Below are 16,136 nucleotides of genomic sequence, written 5' to 3'. Positions count from 1 at the left end.
GCGGTGATCGATCACAGCCGGGGGCGGTCTTTTAGGCCGGCTCCCGTTTCGTGGTTGGCGCTGACCCCGAGGATGCGGATCGACGACCGGCGGCCGGCGCCGCCCGCTCCGGCCCCTGGCGCTTCAGGCGCGGGCTCGGGACGGGCGAACCTCGCAAGAGGCGCCGACGGAGACGATCCGGCCTGCGACACCAACCCAAGCGGCGCTTCGGCCGGACATCGCTGAGATACGCGGCCGGCTTCCAGGAGTTCATATGTCAGCAGTCGAAAGCTATGCGGGCCGCGAGGATTTCGCCGCCCTGCTCGAGGAATCGTTCGGCCAGAACGACGCCCTCGAAGGGTCCGTCATCAAGGGCCTCGTCGTCGCCATCGAAAAGGACATGGCGATCATCGATGTCGGCCTTAAGACGGAAGGACGCGTCGCGCTCAAGGAATTCAACGGCCCCGGGCGCGACCAGGACATCAAGGTCGGCGACGAGGTCGAGGTCTATCTCGACCGGATCGAGAACGCGCTCGGCGAGGCCGTGATCTCGCGCGACAAGGCGCGCCGCGAGGAGAGCTGGGTCAAACTCGAGAAGGCCTTCGAGGCCCGCGAGAAGGTTTCGGGCGTCATCTTCAACACCGTCAAGGGCGGCTACACCGTCGATCTCGACGGCGCCGTGGCCTTCCTGCCGCGCAGCCAGGTCGACATCCGCCCGATCCGCGACGTCGGCCCGCTGATGGGCCAGCCGCAGCCCTTCGAGATCCTCAAGATGGATCGCCGCCGCGGCAACATCGTCGTGTCGCGCCGCACCGTGCTCGAAGAGACCCGCGCCGAGGCGCGCTCCGAGCTCGTGGCCAGCCTCGAAGAGGGCCAGGTCATCGACGGCGTCGTCAAGAACATCACCGAGTACGGCGCCTTCGTCGATCTCGGCGGCATCGACGGCCTGCTCCACGTCACCGACATGGCCTGGCGTCGCGTCAACCACCCGTCCGAGGTCGTGACCATCGGCCAGTCGGTCAAGGTCAAGATCATCAAGATCAACCAGGACACGCACCGCATCTCGCTCGGCATCAAGCAGCTGCTCGCCGATCCGTGGGACGGCATCGCGGCGCGCTATCCGGTCGGCGCCCGCCTCAAGGGACGCGTCACCAACATCACGGACTACGGCGCCTTCGTCGAGGTCGAGCCCGGCATCGAGGGCCTCATCCACGTCTCCGAGATGTCCTGGACCAAGAAGAACGTCCACCCCGGCAAGATCGTCTCGACCTCGCAGGAAGTCGATGTCGCGATCCTCGAGGTCGATCAGGTCAAGCGCCGCATCTCGCTCGGCCTCAAGCAGACGCTGCGCAACCCCTGGGAGGTCTTCGCGGAGACCCATCCGAGCGGCGCGGTGGTCGAGGGCGAGGTCAAGAACAAGACCGAGTTCGGCCTGTTCCTGGGTCTCGAAGGCGATATCGACGGCATGATCCATCTCTCCGATCTCGACTGGAACCGTCCGGGCGAGCAGGTCATCGAGGAATACAAGAAGGGCGACATGCTCCAGGCTGTCGTTCTCGATGTCGACGTCGAGAAGGAGCGCATCTCGCTCGGCCTGAAGCAGCTCGGCGGCGATCCCTTCGTGGATGCCGGCGAGTTCAAGAAGGGCCAGGTCGTCACCTGCGAGGTGATCGAGGTCAAGGAAGCCGGTCTCGACGTCAAGATCGCCGGCACCGACATGACCACCTTCGTCAAGCGCGCCGAACTCGCCCGCGAGCGCTCCGACCAGCGCCCCGAGCGCTTCGCCGCCGGCGAGAAGGTCGATGCCCGCGTCATCCTGTTCGACAAGAAGGCGCGCAAGATCCAGGTCTCGATCAAGGCCCTGGAGATGGCCGAGGAGAAGGAGGCGATGGCGCAGTACGGCTCCGCCGATTCCGGCGCCTCGCTCGGCGACATCCTGGGCGCCGCCCTAAAGAAGGCGACGACCGAGAAGAAATGATCGTTTTCGCCGCTCGCTCGGCGGAATCGTCAGGCAGCCCGCGCGGAGGGATCCGCGCGGGTTTTTCTTCGGCCTCCGCGGAAGCCCCTCTATCCTCGACCTCCCCCCGAAAGCCGACGGACGAACCATGCGCCGCGAGATCATCGAAGTTCCCGTCATCTCGGCGGCGATCCGCAAACTCGGCGCGCCGACCTCGGCGCTGGCGCGTGCGGGCGACCTGCTGTTCACCTGCGGCATGCCGCCGATCGACATCAAGACCGGCGAGATCGTCCCGGGCGACATCGAGAGCCAGACGCGCGCCAGCATGGAGGCGCTCGACGCCACGCTGCGCCATGCCGGTTCCTCGCTCGACGCCGTGGTGAAGGCGACGATCTACGTCACCGACCCCGCGCTGATGACCGGCGTCAACGCGGTCTACCGGACCTACTTCAAGGACGGCTTCCCGGCCCGCACCTCGACCGCGATCAAGCCCTGGCCGCTGCCCTTCGACATCGAGATCGAATGCGTCGCCGTGCTGGAAGAGTGAGGCCGTCAACACAACCCTCGTCCCGAGGAGCCGCGAAGCGGCGTCTCGAAGGATGCTCCGGAGTGACTCCAGCGCGAACTGGACGACCCTTCGAGACGCGCCCTACGGGCGCTCCTCAGGCCCAGGGCTGAGCCTGAGCCTGAGCCTGGCCCATCTCCCCTTTCGCCGCTCGTTGTGAGAGAGCTTCGTTACGACCCCGGCCGCTGCGAGACCCCGCCATGACGACCCCTCCGACGCTCGAAACCCTCGCCGACGCTCTCGCCGCCGGACGAACCAGCAGCCGGGCGCTGGTCGAGGCCTGCCTTGCCCGCATCGAGGACCCGGCGGGCGAGGGCGAGCGCGCCTTCGTCAGCGTCGACCGCGACAGGGCGCTGGACGCCGCCGACGCGATGGATGCCTTGCGCCGGGCAGGCGCCGCGCCCTCGCGCTTCGCCGGCATCCCGGTCGCGGTCAAGGACCTGTTCGACATCGCCGGCGAGGTCACGACCGCAGGCTCGAAGGCGCTGGCCGACCGGCCGCCGGCCGCGACCGACGCCGCCGCGGTCGCGCGGCTGCGCCGGGCCGGGTTCATTCTGCTCGGCCGCGCCGGCATGACCGAGTTCGCCTATTCCGGGCTCGGCATGAACCCGCATTACGGCGATCCGCGCGCGCCATGGGACCGCGCCACCGGGCGGGTCTCCGGCGGCTCGACCTCGGGCGGGGCGGTCGCGGTCGCCGACGGCATGGCCCATGCCGCGCTCGGCACCGACACCGGCGGCTCCTGCCGCATCCCGGCCGCCTTCTGCGGCATCGTCGGCTACAAGCCGACCGCGCGGCGCGTGCCGAGGAACGGTTGCGTGCCGCTCTCGCCGAGCCTCGATTCGATCGGCCCGCTCGCCCGCACCGTCGCCTGCTGCGCCGCCCTCGACGGCATTCTCGCCGGCGACGAGGCGCGGCCCCTCGTGCCGGCGACCATCGCCGGGCTCAGGCTCGCCGTCCCGACCACGATCGCGCTCGACGGGCTCGCGCCCGAGGTCGAGGCCGCCTTCGAGGCGGCGCTGGCGCGGCTGACCAGGGCCGGCGCGCGGATCGACCGGATCGCCGTGCCGGACTTCGACGAGATCGGCAGGGTCAACGCCAGGGGCGGCCTGACCGCGCCGGAGAGCTTCGCCTGGCACCGCGCGTTGTTGGCCGAAAAGGAGGCGCTCTACGATCCGCGCGTTTCGGTCCGGATCAAGCGGGGCGCGAGCGTGCCGGCGGCCGACTACATCGACAACCTCACGGCGCGGCGCGAACTGATCGCCGGCGTCGCCCGGCGGCTCGCGCCGTTCGACGCGTTGCTGATGCCGAGCGTCGCGATCCTGCCGCCGCGCATCGCCGATCTCGCGACCGACGACGAGGCCTACACGCAGGCCAATCTGCTGGCGCTGCGCAACGCCAGCCTGATCAACATGATCGACGGCTGCGCGCTCTCGCTGCCGATCCCGGCGGCGGGAGGCGCGCCGGTCGGCCTGACCATCGCCGGTGTCACGGGGGCCGACAAACGCGTCTTAGCGATCTCGGCGGCGGTCGAGACGCTGCCGGGCTGAACGGAGCGCCTCCGCCGCCTATTTCGGCGCGGCCATCTTCCGGATCAGCGCGTCGCGGGCGGTGCGCGCCGCCGACTTCGTCGCCTCGTCGGCCGCGCCTTGACCGCGCGCCTCAATCGCCTTGGCGTAGTAGCCGAGCGCGAGCTGGTCGGAAGCGAGGGCGGCATAGAGATCGCCGAGGCGCTTGTTGGCGGCCAGTGCCGCATCGGGCTTACCCGCCGCTTCCTCGAAGGCCCCGATCGCGCCCGGCGCGTCGCCGCTGCGCGCCCTGACCTCGCCGAGCATAAGCAGGATGCGCGGATCGCCGGCATTGGCGGTGCGAGCCGCCTCCGCGTCAGTCAGCGCCGCCTTGACGTCTCCCGCGCCGAGTTGGGCCTCGATCCTGACGAGATGCGCCTCGGCGTCGGTTGGCGCGCTGGCCAGCCGCGTCTCCGCATCCTCGGCGGCGGGGCCGAATTTCCCCTGCGCGAGCCGGGTCTTGGCCCGAAGCAGAACGAGATCGGGCTCGTTCGCGCCGGCCGCGCGCGCCGCATCGACGAAGCGTTCCGCCGCGCCCATGTCGCCGGTGGCGTGGTTGATCCGGGCCGCGAGCGCGAGCCAGCGCGGCTCGGCCGGCTCGATCCGTAGCGCCATGGCGATGTCGGTCAGCGCCGCCGGATTGTCGGCCATGAAGGCGAGCCGGGCGCGCTCGGCGTAAGGCCGTGCGCGGTCGGGCGTGCGCCGGATCGCCTCGGTCAGATCGGCACGCGCCGATGAGACCTGCCGCAACCGCGCCCGCGCCAGTCCGCGGTGCAGGAAGAGATCGGACATGAATCCGGGGGTCAGCCCGTCATAGACCGCCGTCGTCGGGTCCTTTGCGCCGTTGACGACGGCGTCGATGTCGGACACCGCATCCAGCGCGTTGCCGAGCCTGGCATGGGCGATGCCGCGCACGCCGCGCGCGGCGAGATCGAGCTCGCGTCGGGCCAGCACGCCGTCGGCGGTGTCGCGCGCGCCCGCGTCGTCTCCGCGCGCCAACAGGGCACGGGCGCGCATCACGTCCCGAGGCGCGAATTCGTCGGGGCTGCGCTGCTTCCAGCGCTCGATCTCGGCCAGCGCCGCCGTCACGTCGCCCGACTCGATCAGCGCCAGCACGAGGATGCCGCTGCGCCGGAGGTACCCCGTGTCGGGCGTGATCCGGCTGTCGGAATCGCGCGCCGCCGCCGCCGCCTCGGCCGGGCGTCCGAGCATCAGCAGCATTTCCGCGCGGTCGGCCTGCATCGAGACGACCGTCTCGGGCCGCAGCTCCAGCATCCGCGTCAGGTCTGCGAGCGCGACCTCGTACCGACCCAGCGCCGCCGCCGCATAGCCGCGCAGGCCAAGCCCCTGCAGCATCTCGTCGGAGCCGGGTTTCGCCCGGCGCACCACGCTTTCGCCATCGGCGACGGCGCGCTCCAGCGGCGCGGGATCGGCGCCGGGGAGATAGCTTGCCCTATGGCCGTAGCCGCGCGCCAGCGTCGCGGGCAGATAGTCGGGCGCCGTCTCGACCGCGAGGTTCAGGTCCGACAGGCGCCGCCCGAAGGGCTGCGCCCTGGAGCGCAGGATCAGCATCTCGGCCTTGGCTTCCGGCGTCGCGGCGGTCTCGACCAGCCGGTCGCAGGACTGCATCCGCAGCGCATCGTCCTTGTTGCCGCAGCGCGTTTTCAGCTCCGCCTCGGGAAGCTCCGCGACGATGATCGGCGGCGGCGCGTCGAGCTCGACGACCCATGCCGCCGCGACGTTCCGCGAGGTCTTGTCATAAGCCATCTTCGCGTCGGTGCGAGCGGCCGACTGGGCGTAGAGCGCCCGCGCGCCGGCCTTGTCGCCGGCCGCCAGCAGGATCTCGGCCTTGACCTGCGTCGCGTCGAACAGCGTCGGGTCGAGTTCGATCGCCCTGTCGGCGTCGGCCCGCGCGCTCGCCAGATCCTTCATGGCGAGCTTGACCGCGGCGCGCGTCGCGAAGGCGCGGCCATGGAGCGGCGCGGCCTGCACCACGGCGTCGGCATCGGCCAGCGCCTCGGGCAGCCGGTTCTGCCCCAGTCGCGCCCGCGCCCTGATCTCGGTCAGGTCGTAGACGGACGGAAAACTCGCCAGCCCTTCGGTCGCCTCCATCTCTGCCGCGTCATAGGCATTAAGGTAGAAATGGCTCCTCGCCATGGTGATGAAGCCTTCATCGCCCCTGAAGCCGAGACTGCGCGCCTGCGCGACCGCCGTGATCGCGTCGCGATACTCCCCCGTCGAGTAGTGCAGCAGCCCCATCATGTAATGGCTGCGCGGATGGTCGTTCTTCCAGAACAGCCCCTTGCGGAAATCCTCGCGCGCACCCTCGAAATCATACTCCAGCAGCTTGAGATAGCCGCGATTGGCGTGGTTGTCGGCGTCGAACGGGTCCTTCTCGATCGCGACGCTGAAATCCTCCATCGCGCCCTTGCGGTCGCCGAGGCCGAAACGGATCTGGCCGCGGTCGCGATAGAGCTTCACGAACTGCGGCGCCAGCCTGATCGCCTCGGTATAGTCCTTCTCGGCCTCGGCCAGGCGCTGCATCGACCAAAAGATCTGCGCCCGGCTGAGCGTCGCGGCAGCCCTGGTCTTGAGATCGCCGCCCCGCTTCAGCACGGCGGTGCAGGCGGCGATGCCCTGCTCGGTCTTCTCGGTTTTGCAGATCGCGGCGTTGTCGCGCTTCTGGGCCAGCGCGACATTCGGCAAGAGGCTGAGGCCGCCGATCATGCAGGCGACGACGATGCAACCACGCGTGGACCAGAGCATGTCCGCCTCCCTCCGCAAGGAATGGCGAAGGTTAGCACAGCGCCGGACGCTGCGTCATGTCGCCTGCAACCGGCGATGGGTTCTCATGCCGGCCTGGGCGCGACCAGCCACTCATGCGCCGGCTCGTTGTGGAACTTCCAGACCCGCTTCGGTCCGGCCATGACGTTGAGATAATACAGATCGTAGCCATGTGGCGCGGCGACGGGGTGGTAGCCCTCCGGCACCAGCACGACGTCGCCGTCCTGCGCCGTCAGCGTCTCGTCGAGCGAGCGGTCTTCGGTATAGACGCGCTGGAAGGCGAAACCCTGCGGCGGGCTGAGCCGGTGGTAATAGGTCTCCTCCAGCAGCGACTCGCGCGGAAGATCGTCACGGTCGTGCTTGTGCGGCGGGTAGCTCGACCAGCAGCCCGACGGCGTGATCACCTCGACCACGAGCAAGCCTTCGGCGGGCTCCGTCTCGGGCAGGATGTTGCGGACATGACGGGTGTTGCTGCCTTCGCCGCGCGTCAGGCACTGCACGTCGGCCGGCGCGATCACGCGCGGCGACAGTCCGGGCTTTCCGGGCGCCGAGCAGATCCCGATCTCGCAGGGGCCCCGCGCCGTCAGGCTCCAGCCGGCGCCGGCGGGCACGTAGAACGACCACGGATCGGGCTCGAAGGGCGATGATCTGCCGCCGATCGCGCCGAAATCCTCAGCCCCCGCCGAGATCTGCGCCTTGCCGGCCAGCAGCACGATGCAGACCTCGCGCTCGCCCGCCTCGCGCGCGATGCTCTGCCCGTCGGCGAGCCGATGCACGTCGAAGCCGACATGGGTCCAGCCGGCCGATCGCGGCGTGACATGGTGGATGCGTCCCTCGGTATCTGGAGCGGACGGCTTGACGAGCAGCTTCGACATGGCGTGTCCGGGCTCAGGCCAGCCCGGCCTCCTTCAGGCTGGCGCGCAGATGGGCGACGCCCTTCCTGGCATAGGTCAGGGGATGGGCCTTTTCGGGATCCTGCTCGGCCTCGACCACGACCCAGCCGGAATAGCCCGGCAGCGCCCTGAACACAGCCGGATAATCGACCATGCCGTCGCCCGGCACGGTGTAGACGCCAAGGTCCTTGCCCTTCCCGAGGATCGCCTCGAGGAAGCTCCAGTCCTCGCCGCGCGCCTGCTCCATCACGTTTCTGCGCACATCCTTGGCGTGGACATGGCCGATGCGGCCGCGATAGCGCGCCGCAAGCGCGACCGGATCGGCGCCGCCCCAGGTCGCGTGGCCGGTGTCGAGCAGCAGGTGCACGGCGTCCCCGGTCGCGCCCATCAGCGCGTCGATATCGGCCCCGCTCTCGACCACCGTGCCCATATGGTGGTGGTAGACCAGCCGCACGCCTTCGCTCAGCGTGCGCTCGGCGACCTGCGTCATGCGCTCGCCGAAGCGAGCCCACTCGGCCTGCGCCAGCACCGGCCGCCGCGACAGCGGCTTCGTGCGGTCGCCATGGATCGCGTTCGAGGTCTCGGCGAAGACGAGCACGTTGGAGCCCATCGCCTTGAGCAGATCGAGATGCGACCGCAGATGTTTCATCTCCTCATCGGCGTCGCGCAGCAGAAGCTCGGCGGAATACCAGCCCGAGATGCATTCCATGCCGAAGGGTGCGAGCGCCGCCTTCAGAGCTTTGGGCTCGCGCGGAAACTTGTGGCCGAGCTCCATGCCGGTGAAGCCGGCCTCTTTCGCTTCGGCCAGACAGGTCTCGAGCGAGGTCGCCCCGCCGATCTCCTGCAGGTCGTCGTTCGACCAGCCGATGGGGTTGGCGCCGATGCGGATGGGCATGGTGTAAGTCTCTCCTTGATGCGGATATCGGTTCGCCGCCAATGACGGGACAGGTTCATGAGCGCCGTCCCAGCGCGTCTTCATAGCGCTCCCGCGCCGCCCCGACCTGCGGACGCGCCGAAACCTCCGGCACGGCGACGTCCCACCAGTGCCCGCCGGCATCGGTCGAGATTGCCGGGTCGGTGTCGATCACGACGACGCTGGTGCGCGCGTCGGCGCGGCTCTCGGCCAGCGCCGCGTCGAGTTCCGCGAGCGATGCGACCTTGCGCGACACCGCTCCGAGCGACGCCGCATGCGCCGCGAAATCGATCTGCGGCAGCGTCTCGTGCCGGCTGTCGGCGAACAGGTTGTTGAACGGAGCGCCACCGGTCGCGGCTTGCAATCGGTTGATGCAGCCGAAACCGCGATTGTCTAGCAGCACGATGGTCAGCTTGAGGCCGAGCATCACCGAGGTTGCGATCTCGGAGTTCATCATGAGGTAGGAGCCGTCGCCGACCATGACGACGACCTCGCGCTCGGGGTCGGCCATCTTGACGCCGAGCCCGCCGGCGATCTCGTAGCCCATGCAGGAATAGCCGTATTCCATGTGGTAGCCGCCGGACGCGCCTGCCTGCCAGAGCTTGTGCAATTCGCCGGGAAGGCCGCCCGCCGCGCAGAGCACCACGTCGGAGGGCTGGCTCCAGCGCTGCACCGCGCCGACGACCTGCGCGTCGCTGGGCAAGGCGGCGTTGCTTGCGGCGGTGTAACGCGCCGCTGTCGCGAGCCAGTCGCTGCGCATGGCTTCCGCCTTCGTCGTCCACGCCGCCGGAGCCGCGTGGTCGCCCAAAACTGCCGTCAGTTCGGCCAGCCCGGCGCGGGCATCGCACACCAGCGGCTGCGCGCGATGTTTGGTTGCGTCGAAGGCCTGCACGTTCAGCCCGACGATCCGGCATTCCGGATTGGCGAAGAGCGCCCGGGAGCCGGTGGTGAAATCCTGCAGGCGCGTGCCGACCGCGAGCACGACATCGGCCTCGCTCGCCAGCGCGTTGGCCGCGCCCGTGCCGGTGACGCCGATCGCGCCGAGATTGAGCCGGTGCCCTGAGGGTAGGGCGCTCTTGCCGGCCTGTGTTTCGGCGGCAGGAAGACCGTGGCGCTCGCAGAACGCCAGCAGTTCGGTTTCGGCCTCGCTGTAGCGCGCGCCGCCGCCGACGGCCACGAAGGGCTTCTTCGCCGCCTTCAGCAGCGTCGCGGCGGCCAGCAACTCGACCTCGTCCGGCCGCTGCCGGCGCGGCGTCCAGACGCGCTCGGCGAAGACGCTCTCCGGATAGTCGAAGGCCTCCGCCTGCACATCCTGGCACAGCGCCAGCGTCACCGGGCCGCATTCGGCCGGATCGGTCAGCACGGCCAGCGCCCGCTCGAGGGCGGGGATCAATTGCTCGGGCCGGGTCAGCCTGTCGAAATAGCGCGAGACGGGGCGGAAGCAGTCATTGGCCGAGACCGTGCCGTCGCCGAAATCCTCGATCTGCTGCAGCACCGGGTCGGGCCGGCGGCCGGCAAAGACGTCGCCCGGCAGCAGCAGCAGCGGCAGGCGGTTGACATGGGCGACAGCCGCCGCCGTGACCATGTTGGTCGCGCCGGGGCCGATCGAACTCGTCACCGCCATCATCCGGCGCCGGCGCGAGGCCTTCGCGAAGGCGATCGCGGAATGCGCCATCGCCTGCTCGTTATGGGCCCGGAAGGTTGGCAGGGCATCGCGCGCGCCATGCAGGGCCTCGCCGAGCCCCGCGACATTGCCATGGCCGAAGATCGCCCAGACGCCCGCGAACAGCGGCAGCGTATCGCCGTCGATGACGGTCTTCTGGCGGCTGAGCGCCTTCACCAGCGCCTGCGCCATGGTGAGCCTGATCGTCGCCATATCCCAGCTCCTCAGCGGCCTTGCCAGACCGAAACCAGCCGGCCGAAGCGCTCGGCCATCCGCGCGGTCGCGGCCTCGTCGTCGATCCTGCCGGCCAGCCATTGCCGCGCGACCTCGCCGAAGATCGTGCGGCCGACCGCGAAACCCTTCACCGAATTCGCCGTCCGCGCGCCGCGAAACGCCTCGGCCACCGCCTCTTCGGGCGCGTCGAGCCCGAGCAGCAGCACGCCCCGGCAAAAGGGATCGCACTCGTCGATCACGGCGTCGACAGCGGCCCAGGCGGCCGGCGAGGGCTGGCCCTCCAGCTTCCACCAGTCCGGCCGGATGCCGATCGCGTAAAGCCGCCGCATCACGCCGGCGATGGTGTCGTCACCGAGCGGGCCATGCTTCGAGGCGATGATCTCGACCAGCAGTTCCCTCCCGACCTGCCGGCACGCCAGCGCGACGCGCTTCAGCACCGCCTCCTGCGCCGCTTTCAGCTCGTCGGCATCGTCTGGGTGATAGAAGCACAGGCATTTCGCGACATGGTCGAGCGGCCATTCGGCCAGTTCCGCGCCGAGCGACCCGTCCGCGTCGGTTTCCAGCGCCAGCGGCCGCGAGCCCGGCAGCTCCAGCGGCCTTGCGATCCAGAAGCCGTGGTCGCGGGCGCGGAACAGCGCCTCGCGGCCATGCGTGCCGTCGATCAGCATGCCGAAGCCCGGCCGTCCTGCCGAAACCCGCGCCGCGGCCGCCACGGCCAGCGTCTTGAAGGCGGCGATGCGCGCGACCGGCGCACCGGCCTCCGCCGCCATCTCCTCCAGCTGCGAGCGATGGTCGATCGCCAGCGCCATGATCGTCGACGCTTGCGGCCGGCGCGTCGTCGCCCAGTGTACGTGGTTGATCTCGGTGTCGCGGCGCAGTGCCCGGTGGCGCGAGCCGTGCTTCAAAAAATATTGCAGCTCCGGCCAGGTCGGGCTTTCGGGCGAGCAGAGCAGGCGCGAGACCGCGAACGCGCCACAGGCATTGGCGTAGGCGCAACAGGTCTCGATAGCCTCGTCGCGCAGCCAGCCGCGCAGGAAGCCCGACATGAAGGCGTCGCCCGCGCCGAGCACGTTGTAGACCTCGACCGGGAAGCCCGGGCCCTTGATGCCGTCCTCGATCGAGTCCGGGATCACGCCCGGAAACACGACGCAGCCCATCGGCCCGCGCTTGCAGACGATGGTGGCGGCCGACAGGTCCCGGATGGTCCGGATCGCGGTCAGCGTATCCTCGGAACCGCCCGCCGCATGCAGTTCCTCCTCCGTGCCGACGATCAGGTCGCAATCGGCCATGATCGCCTGGAGATGCCCCGTCACCGTCTCGGAGCGGATATAGCGCTCCTCGCCGGCGGCATGGCCGGCCAATCCCCAGAGATTGGGCCGGTAGTCGACGTCGAACACGACCCTGCGGCCATGCTTGCGGGCGAGCGCGATCGCCTTCTTCTGCGCCGCGGCGGCATCGGGAATCGCGAAATGCGTGCCCGTCACCACGATCGCCCTGGCCGAGGCGATGAAGGGCTCGCTGATCTCGCTCTCGTGCAGCGCCGCGTCGGCGCAGTCGCTGCGGTAGAAGATCAGGGGAAAGGTCGTCTCGTCGCGCACGCCGAGGATGACCAGCGCGGTCAGCCGCCTGGGGTCGGTCACGACGCCGCTGGTGTCGACGCCCTCGCGCCGGAGCTGCTCGACGATGAAGCGGCCCATCTGCTCGTCGCCGACGCGGGTGATCACCGCCGATTTCAGCCCGAGCCGCGCCGTGCCGATGGCGATGTTGGTCGGGCAGCCGCCGACGGCCTTGACGAAGGTTCCCATGTCCTCGAGCCGGCCGCCGATCTGCTGGCCGTAGAGATCGACCGAGGAGCGGCCGATGGCGATGACGTCGAGGGTCGGAGCGGTATCGGTCATGCGGCCTTGCGCCTCTTGTCCTGCCAGAATCAGCCGGCCAAATCCGGACCGGCGGGCACGCCGGATTTCTCTGCCGTGGCGACGGCGAGCGTCATCGCCAGCGCGAAGGTCGCGGCCATCGAGCGGAAGGCGCCGTAGTCGGCCTCCGCCACTTCGAGCCAGAGCCGGCAATGGGCGACGAGCGGCGACAGCGCGCTGTCGGTCAGCGCCAGCACCGGCACGCCCAGGGCGTGCGCGGAAGCCGCGAGTTCGACTGTCGCCGCCGCATAGGGCGCGCAGCTCACCGCCAGCACCACGTCGCGCGGCCCGGCGACGGCGGCCTGCTCGGGTCCGAGCCCCGCGATCTGGTCGACCAGCACGGCGCGGATGCCGAGCTTGCCGAAGGCGTAGGCGAGATAGGCCGCGACCGGGAACATCCGCCGCGCCGCGACCAGCACGATCGTCTCGGCCTGCGCCAGCAGCGCGACGGCGGCTTCGAGCCGGTCCTGCGTCACCGTGCCGCGAAGCTGCGTCAGCGACGCCTCGCTCGCCTGGACGAAACCTTCCAGAAGCGCCGCGCTGCCGCCGGTCGCGGCCGTGGTCGCGCGCAGCGCGGTCAGCCGCTGGCGATGGTCGGCGGCCTGCCGCAGGCGGGACTGGAAGACCTCTTGCAACTCGCTGAAGCCGGAATAGTCGAGCGCCTGGGCGAATCTCACCAGCGTCGAGGCCTGCACCCCGGCCCTCGCCGCGATCTGCGCCGTCGAGCCGAAGGCCATGTCGTCGAGATGGGCGAGCGCGTGGTCGGCGACCTGCCGCAGCCGCTTCGGCAATTGCGGCCGGCGTTCGCGCAGCAGCGCGACGAAGCCGTCGAAATCCGATTTCTCGGCGCTCGGAAGGGATGGTTGCGACATCGGGACCCGATTTGATGCGGCTTGACTTTGCCGCGCCAGGGTTGGAATGTTTATTCCAATCGAGAATAAAAACAATCCATCCATATCGATTTTCACCCGGGCAGGGCGATGTCGCGAGTGCCGACCCAAACTTCAACCCGACCAGCCTCGACCGCTAAGCCTTTCAGCCGCGATCTCGCCGGCAAGGTCGCCGTCGTCACCGGCGGCAGCCAGGGCCTCGGCGAGGCGATCGCGCGCGAATTCGCGGAACGGGGCATTTCGGGGCTGCTGCTGACCGGCCGCGACCGCGCGCGCGGCGAGGCGGTCGCGGCCTCGCTCGCCACGGCCTCCCGCAAGGTGCGGTTCCATCCGGCCGACCTCGCCGATCTCGCCGCGGTCAGGGGCATCGTCCCGGCGGCCGAGGCCGCCTTCGGCCGGCTCGACATCCTGGTCAACGCGGCCGGCGACACCGATCGCGGCACGATCGTCGACACCTCGCCCGAACTCTACGACCGCATCATGGGCGTCAACCTGCGCGCGCCCTTCTTCCTGATCCAGGATGCGGCCGAGCTGATGCGCCGCCAGGCGATCGCCGGGTCGATCGTCAACATCCAGTCGATGTCGGCCCATGGCGGCCAGCCCTTCCTCGCCGCCTACAGCGTCTCCAAGGGCGCGCTCGCGACGCTGACGCGGAACGCCGCCTACGGCCTGCTCGAGGACCGCATCCGCGTCAACGGCCTGAACATCGGCTGGATGGCGACGCCGGGCGAGGACGCCATCATGAAATTGCGCCATGGCGCGCAGGACGGCTGGCTCGACGAGGCGGCGAAGTCGCGGCCCTTCGGCCGGCTGATCGACCCGCGCGAGGTGGCCAAGGCCGTCGCCTACCTCGCCTCCGCCGAATCCGGGCTGATGACCGGCGCAAACATCGATTTCGACCAATCCATCCTCGGCGCGCATGACTGACCGGCCTCACGGCTGACGCGCCGCCTGATCACACGAGACACGGGACTGAAGACGACGATGCGGTTTGGATTGCTGGGCGCGGGAAGAATTGGCCGGATCCACGGTCTGAACGTGGCGGCGCGCGCCGATTCGACGCTGGCGGCCGTCACGGACGCCTCGCCGGAAGCGGCCGCGTCGCTGGCGGCCGCGGCCGGCGCCAGGGTCGCGAGCGCTGACGCCATCCTCGCAGACGCCTCGATCGACGCCATCCTGATCTGCACGCCGACCGACACCCATGCCGACCTGATCGAGGCGGCCGTCTCGGCCGGCAAGGCGGTGTTCTGCGAGAAGCCGGTCGATCTCGACGCCGGCCGCATCAGGCGCTGCCTCGCCACCGTCGAGACGTCCGGCAAGCCGCTGATGATCGGCTTCAATCGCCGCTTCGACCCGAATTTCGCCGCGCTGGAGGCCCGCCTGCGCGCGGGCGAGGCCGGCGCGATCGAGATCGTCAGCGTGATCTCGCGCGATCCGTCGCCGCCGCCGGTCGACTATGTGAAGCGCTCGGGCGGGCTCTTCCGCGACATGATGATCCATGATTTCGACATGGCGCGCTTCCTCCTGGCCGAGGAGCCGGTCGAGGTCTTCGCGCTCGGCTCCGCGCTTGTCGACAAGGCGATCGGCGAGGCCGGCGACGTCGACACCGCCGCCGTGCTGATGAGGACGGCCTCGGGGAAAATCGCCCAGATCTCGAACTCGCGCCGCGCGACCTATGGCTACGACCAGCGCATCGAGGTGCATGGCTCGGCCGGCATGCTGCGCGCCGGCAACATCCACGAGACGACCGTCGAGAGCGCCACCGCCAGGGGTTTCCGCGCCGACCCGGTGCAGAACTTCTTCCTGGAGCGCTACGCGGCCGCCTACCGTCTCGAGCTCGACGCCTTCGTTGCGGCCTGCAAGGGCGGCAAGGCGCCGACGCCGTCGGGGGTGGACGGGCTGAAGGCCCAGATCCTCGCCGACTCCGCCACCGAGTCGGCGCGCGCGGGCAAGCCCGTCCCCGTCGCGCTGGAGGCGATCTGAGCATGTCGCCCGCCGAGCTGGAGCTGCGCCATTACGCCGTGCTCGGCCTCGTCGCCGAGGCCAGCGTCATGGCGCTCGGCTATTTCGACAGGAGCGACAGCCTCGGCGTCACCATGAAGGGCGCGCAGGACTGGCTCACCGTCGCCGACGGCAAGGTCGAGGAGTTTCTGCGCGAGCGGCTCGCGGTGATGTTCCCGAACGATGCGATCATCGGCGAGGAAGGCGGGGGAGAGGCATCGGACGCGGTCTGGATCATCGATCCGATCGACGGCACCTCGAACTTCGCCCGCGGCGACCGCAACTGGTGCATCTCGATCGGCTTCCTGCTGAACCGCGTGCCGGAGATCGGCATCATCGCCGCGCCAGCGCTCGGCGAGGTCTATGCCGCGAGGCGCGGCAAGGGCGCGACCCTGAACGGCCAGCCGATCAGGGTCTCGGGCGCGGCCGACATCACCCGCGCCTATGTCGAGCTCGGCTGGTCGACGCGGGTGCCGGCGCAGCGCTATCTGGAGGTGATCGGCCGCGGCTACGCGGCCGGGGCCTCGATGAAGCGCGGCGGCTCGGGCGCGCTCGGCATCTGCCACGTCGCCAACGGGCGCACCGACGCCTATGCCGAGCTTCACATCAACGCCTGGGATGTCGCGGCCGGCATCGTGATCGCCTCGGAAGCCGGCGCAACGATCAACGACTTCTTCGCCGGAACGGGCATCGCGAAGGGAAATCCGATCCTCTGCTCCACGCCGGCGCTGGCCGGGGACCTGCGTAAAATCACCGGAATCGCTTAGCTGGCG

The 16,136-nt window shown here is 69.8% G+C and carries 12 protein-coding genes; 6 read left to right on the top strand and 6 right to left on the bottom strand.

From position 1 onward, the window contains the following. Positions 1-253: 253 nt before the first annotated feature. From rpsA to AC1RRW_RS17640, 3 genes are all read left to right on the top strand, one after another. Positions 254-1,957 (top strand): 30S ribosomal protein S1, encoded by a 1,704-nt coding sequence (gene rpsA / locus AC1RRW_RS17650; RefSeq protein WP_492902341.1) that lies wholly within the window; start codon positions 254-256, stop codon positions 1,955-1,957. Between the two features lie 127 nt (positions 1,958-2,084). Further along, positions 2,085-2,483, top strand: coding sequence for a RidA family protein (locus tag AC1RRW_RS17645; RefSeq protein WP_492902339.1), 399 nt, complete (start codon positions 2,085-2,087; stop codon positions 2,481-2,483). Positions 2,484-2,701: 218 nt separating this feature from the next. Beyond that, positions 2,702-4,051 carry an amidase gene (locus tag AC1RRW_RS17640; protein ID WP_492902337.1) on the top strand — a complete coding sequence of 450 codons (1,350 nt, stop codon included), beginning with the start codon at positions 2,702-2,704 and terminating at the stop codon, positions 4,049-4,051. A gap of 18 nt (positions 4,052-4,069) precedes the next feature. Here the strand turns inward: AC1RRW_RS17640 and AC1RRW_RS17635 are convergent, their stop codons facing one another. From AC1RRW_RS17635 to AC1RRW_RS17610, 6 genes are all read right to left on the bottom strand, one after another. Further along, on the bottom strand, positions 4,070-6,835 hold the full coding sequence (locus AC1RRW_RS17635) for a tetratricopeptide repeat protein (RefSeq protein ID WP_492902335.1): 2,766 nt from the start codon (positions 6,833-6,835) through the stop codon (positions 4,070-4,072). Positions 6,836-6,918: 83 nt separating this feature from the next. Beyond that, complete coding sequence (iolB, locus tag AC1RRW_RS17630; protein WP_492902333.1) at positions 6,919-7,728, bottom strand: 5-deoxy-glucuronate isomerase; 810 nt, start codon at positions 7,726-7,728, stop codon at positions 6,919-6,921. A 13-nt stretch (positions 7,729-7,741) separates the two neighbouring features. Then, positions 7,742-8,641, bottom strand: coding sequence for a myo-inosose-2 dehydratase (iolE, locus tag AC1RRW_RS17625; protein ID WP_492902332.1), 900 nt, complete (start codon positions 8,639-8,641; stop codon positions 7,742-7,744). 55 nt (positions 8,642-8,696) lie between these two features. Next, entirely contained in the window at positions 8,697-10,535 is a 1,839-nt protein-coding gene (iolD, locus tag AC1RRW_RS17620; RefSeq protein ID WP_492902330.1) for a 3D-(3,5/4)-trihydroxycyclohexane-1,2-dione acylhydrolase (decyclizing), read from the bottom strand. Between the two features lie 11 nt (positions 10,536-10,546). Then, on the bottom strand, positions 10,547-12,454 hold the full coding sequence (locus AC1RRW_RS17615; RefSeq protein ID WP_492902328.1) for a bifunctional 5-dehydro-2-deoxygluconokinase/5-dehydro-2-deoxyphosphogluconate aldolase: 1,908 nt from the start codon (positions 12,452-12,454) through the stop codon (positions 10,547-10,549). Positions 12,455-12,483: 29 nt separating this feature from the next. After that, on the bottom strand, positions 12,484-13,344 hold the full coding sequence (locus AC1RRW_RS17610) for a MurR/RpiR family transcriptional regulator (protein ID WP_492902327.1): 861 nt from the start codon (positions 13,342-13,344) through the stop codon (positions 12,484-12,486). Positions 13,345-13,461: 117 nt separating this feature from the next. Between AC1RRW_RS17610 and AC1RRW_RS17605 the strand changes: the two genes are divergently transcribed. The 3 genes from AC1RRW_RS17605 to AC1RRW_RS17595 are packed head-to-tail and all read left to right on the top strand — an operon-like array spanning position 13,462 to position 16,130. Then, complete coding sequence (locus tag AC1RRW_RS17605) at positions 13,462-14,289, top strand: SDR family oxidoreductase (RefSeq protein ID WP_492902325.1); 828 nt, start codon at positions 13,462-13,464, stop codon at positions 14,287-14,289. Positions 14,290-14,346: 57 nt separating this feature from the next. Beyond that, positions 14,347-15,345: an inositol 2-dehydrogenase gene (iolG, locus tag AC1RRW_RS17600; protein WP_492902323.1), complete on the top strand. Its 999-nt coding sequence runs from the start codon at positions 14,347-14,349 to the stop codon at positions 15,343-15,345. Positions 15,346-15,347: 2 nt separating this feature from the next. After that, complete coding sequence (locus AC1RRW_RS17595; protein ID WP_492902321.1) at positions 15,348-16,130, top strand: inositol monophosphatase family protein; 783 nt, start codon at positions 15,348-15,350, stop codon at positions 16,128-16,130. The last annotated feature ends 6 nt before the right edge of the window (positions 16,131-16,136 follow it).

Source organism: Allobosea sp. GW821-FHT12C12 (assembly GCF_058807355.1).
Note: the sequence above shows the minus strand (reverse complement) of the source record. Positions and strands in the feature narration are given on the sequence as shown.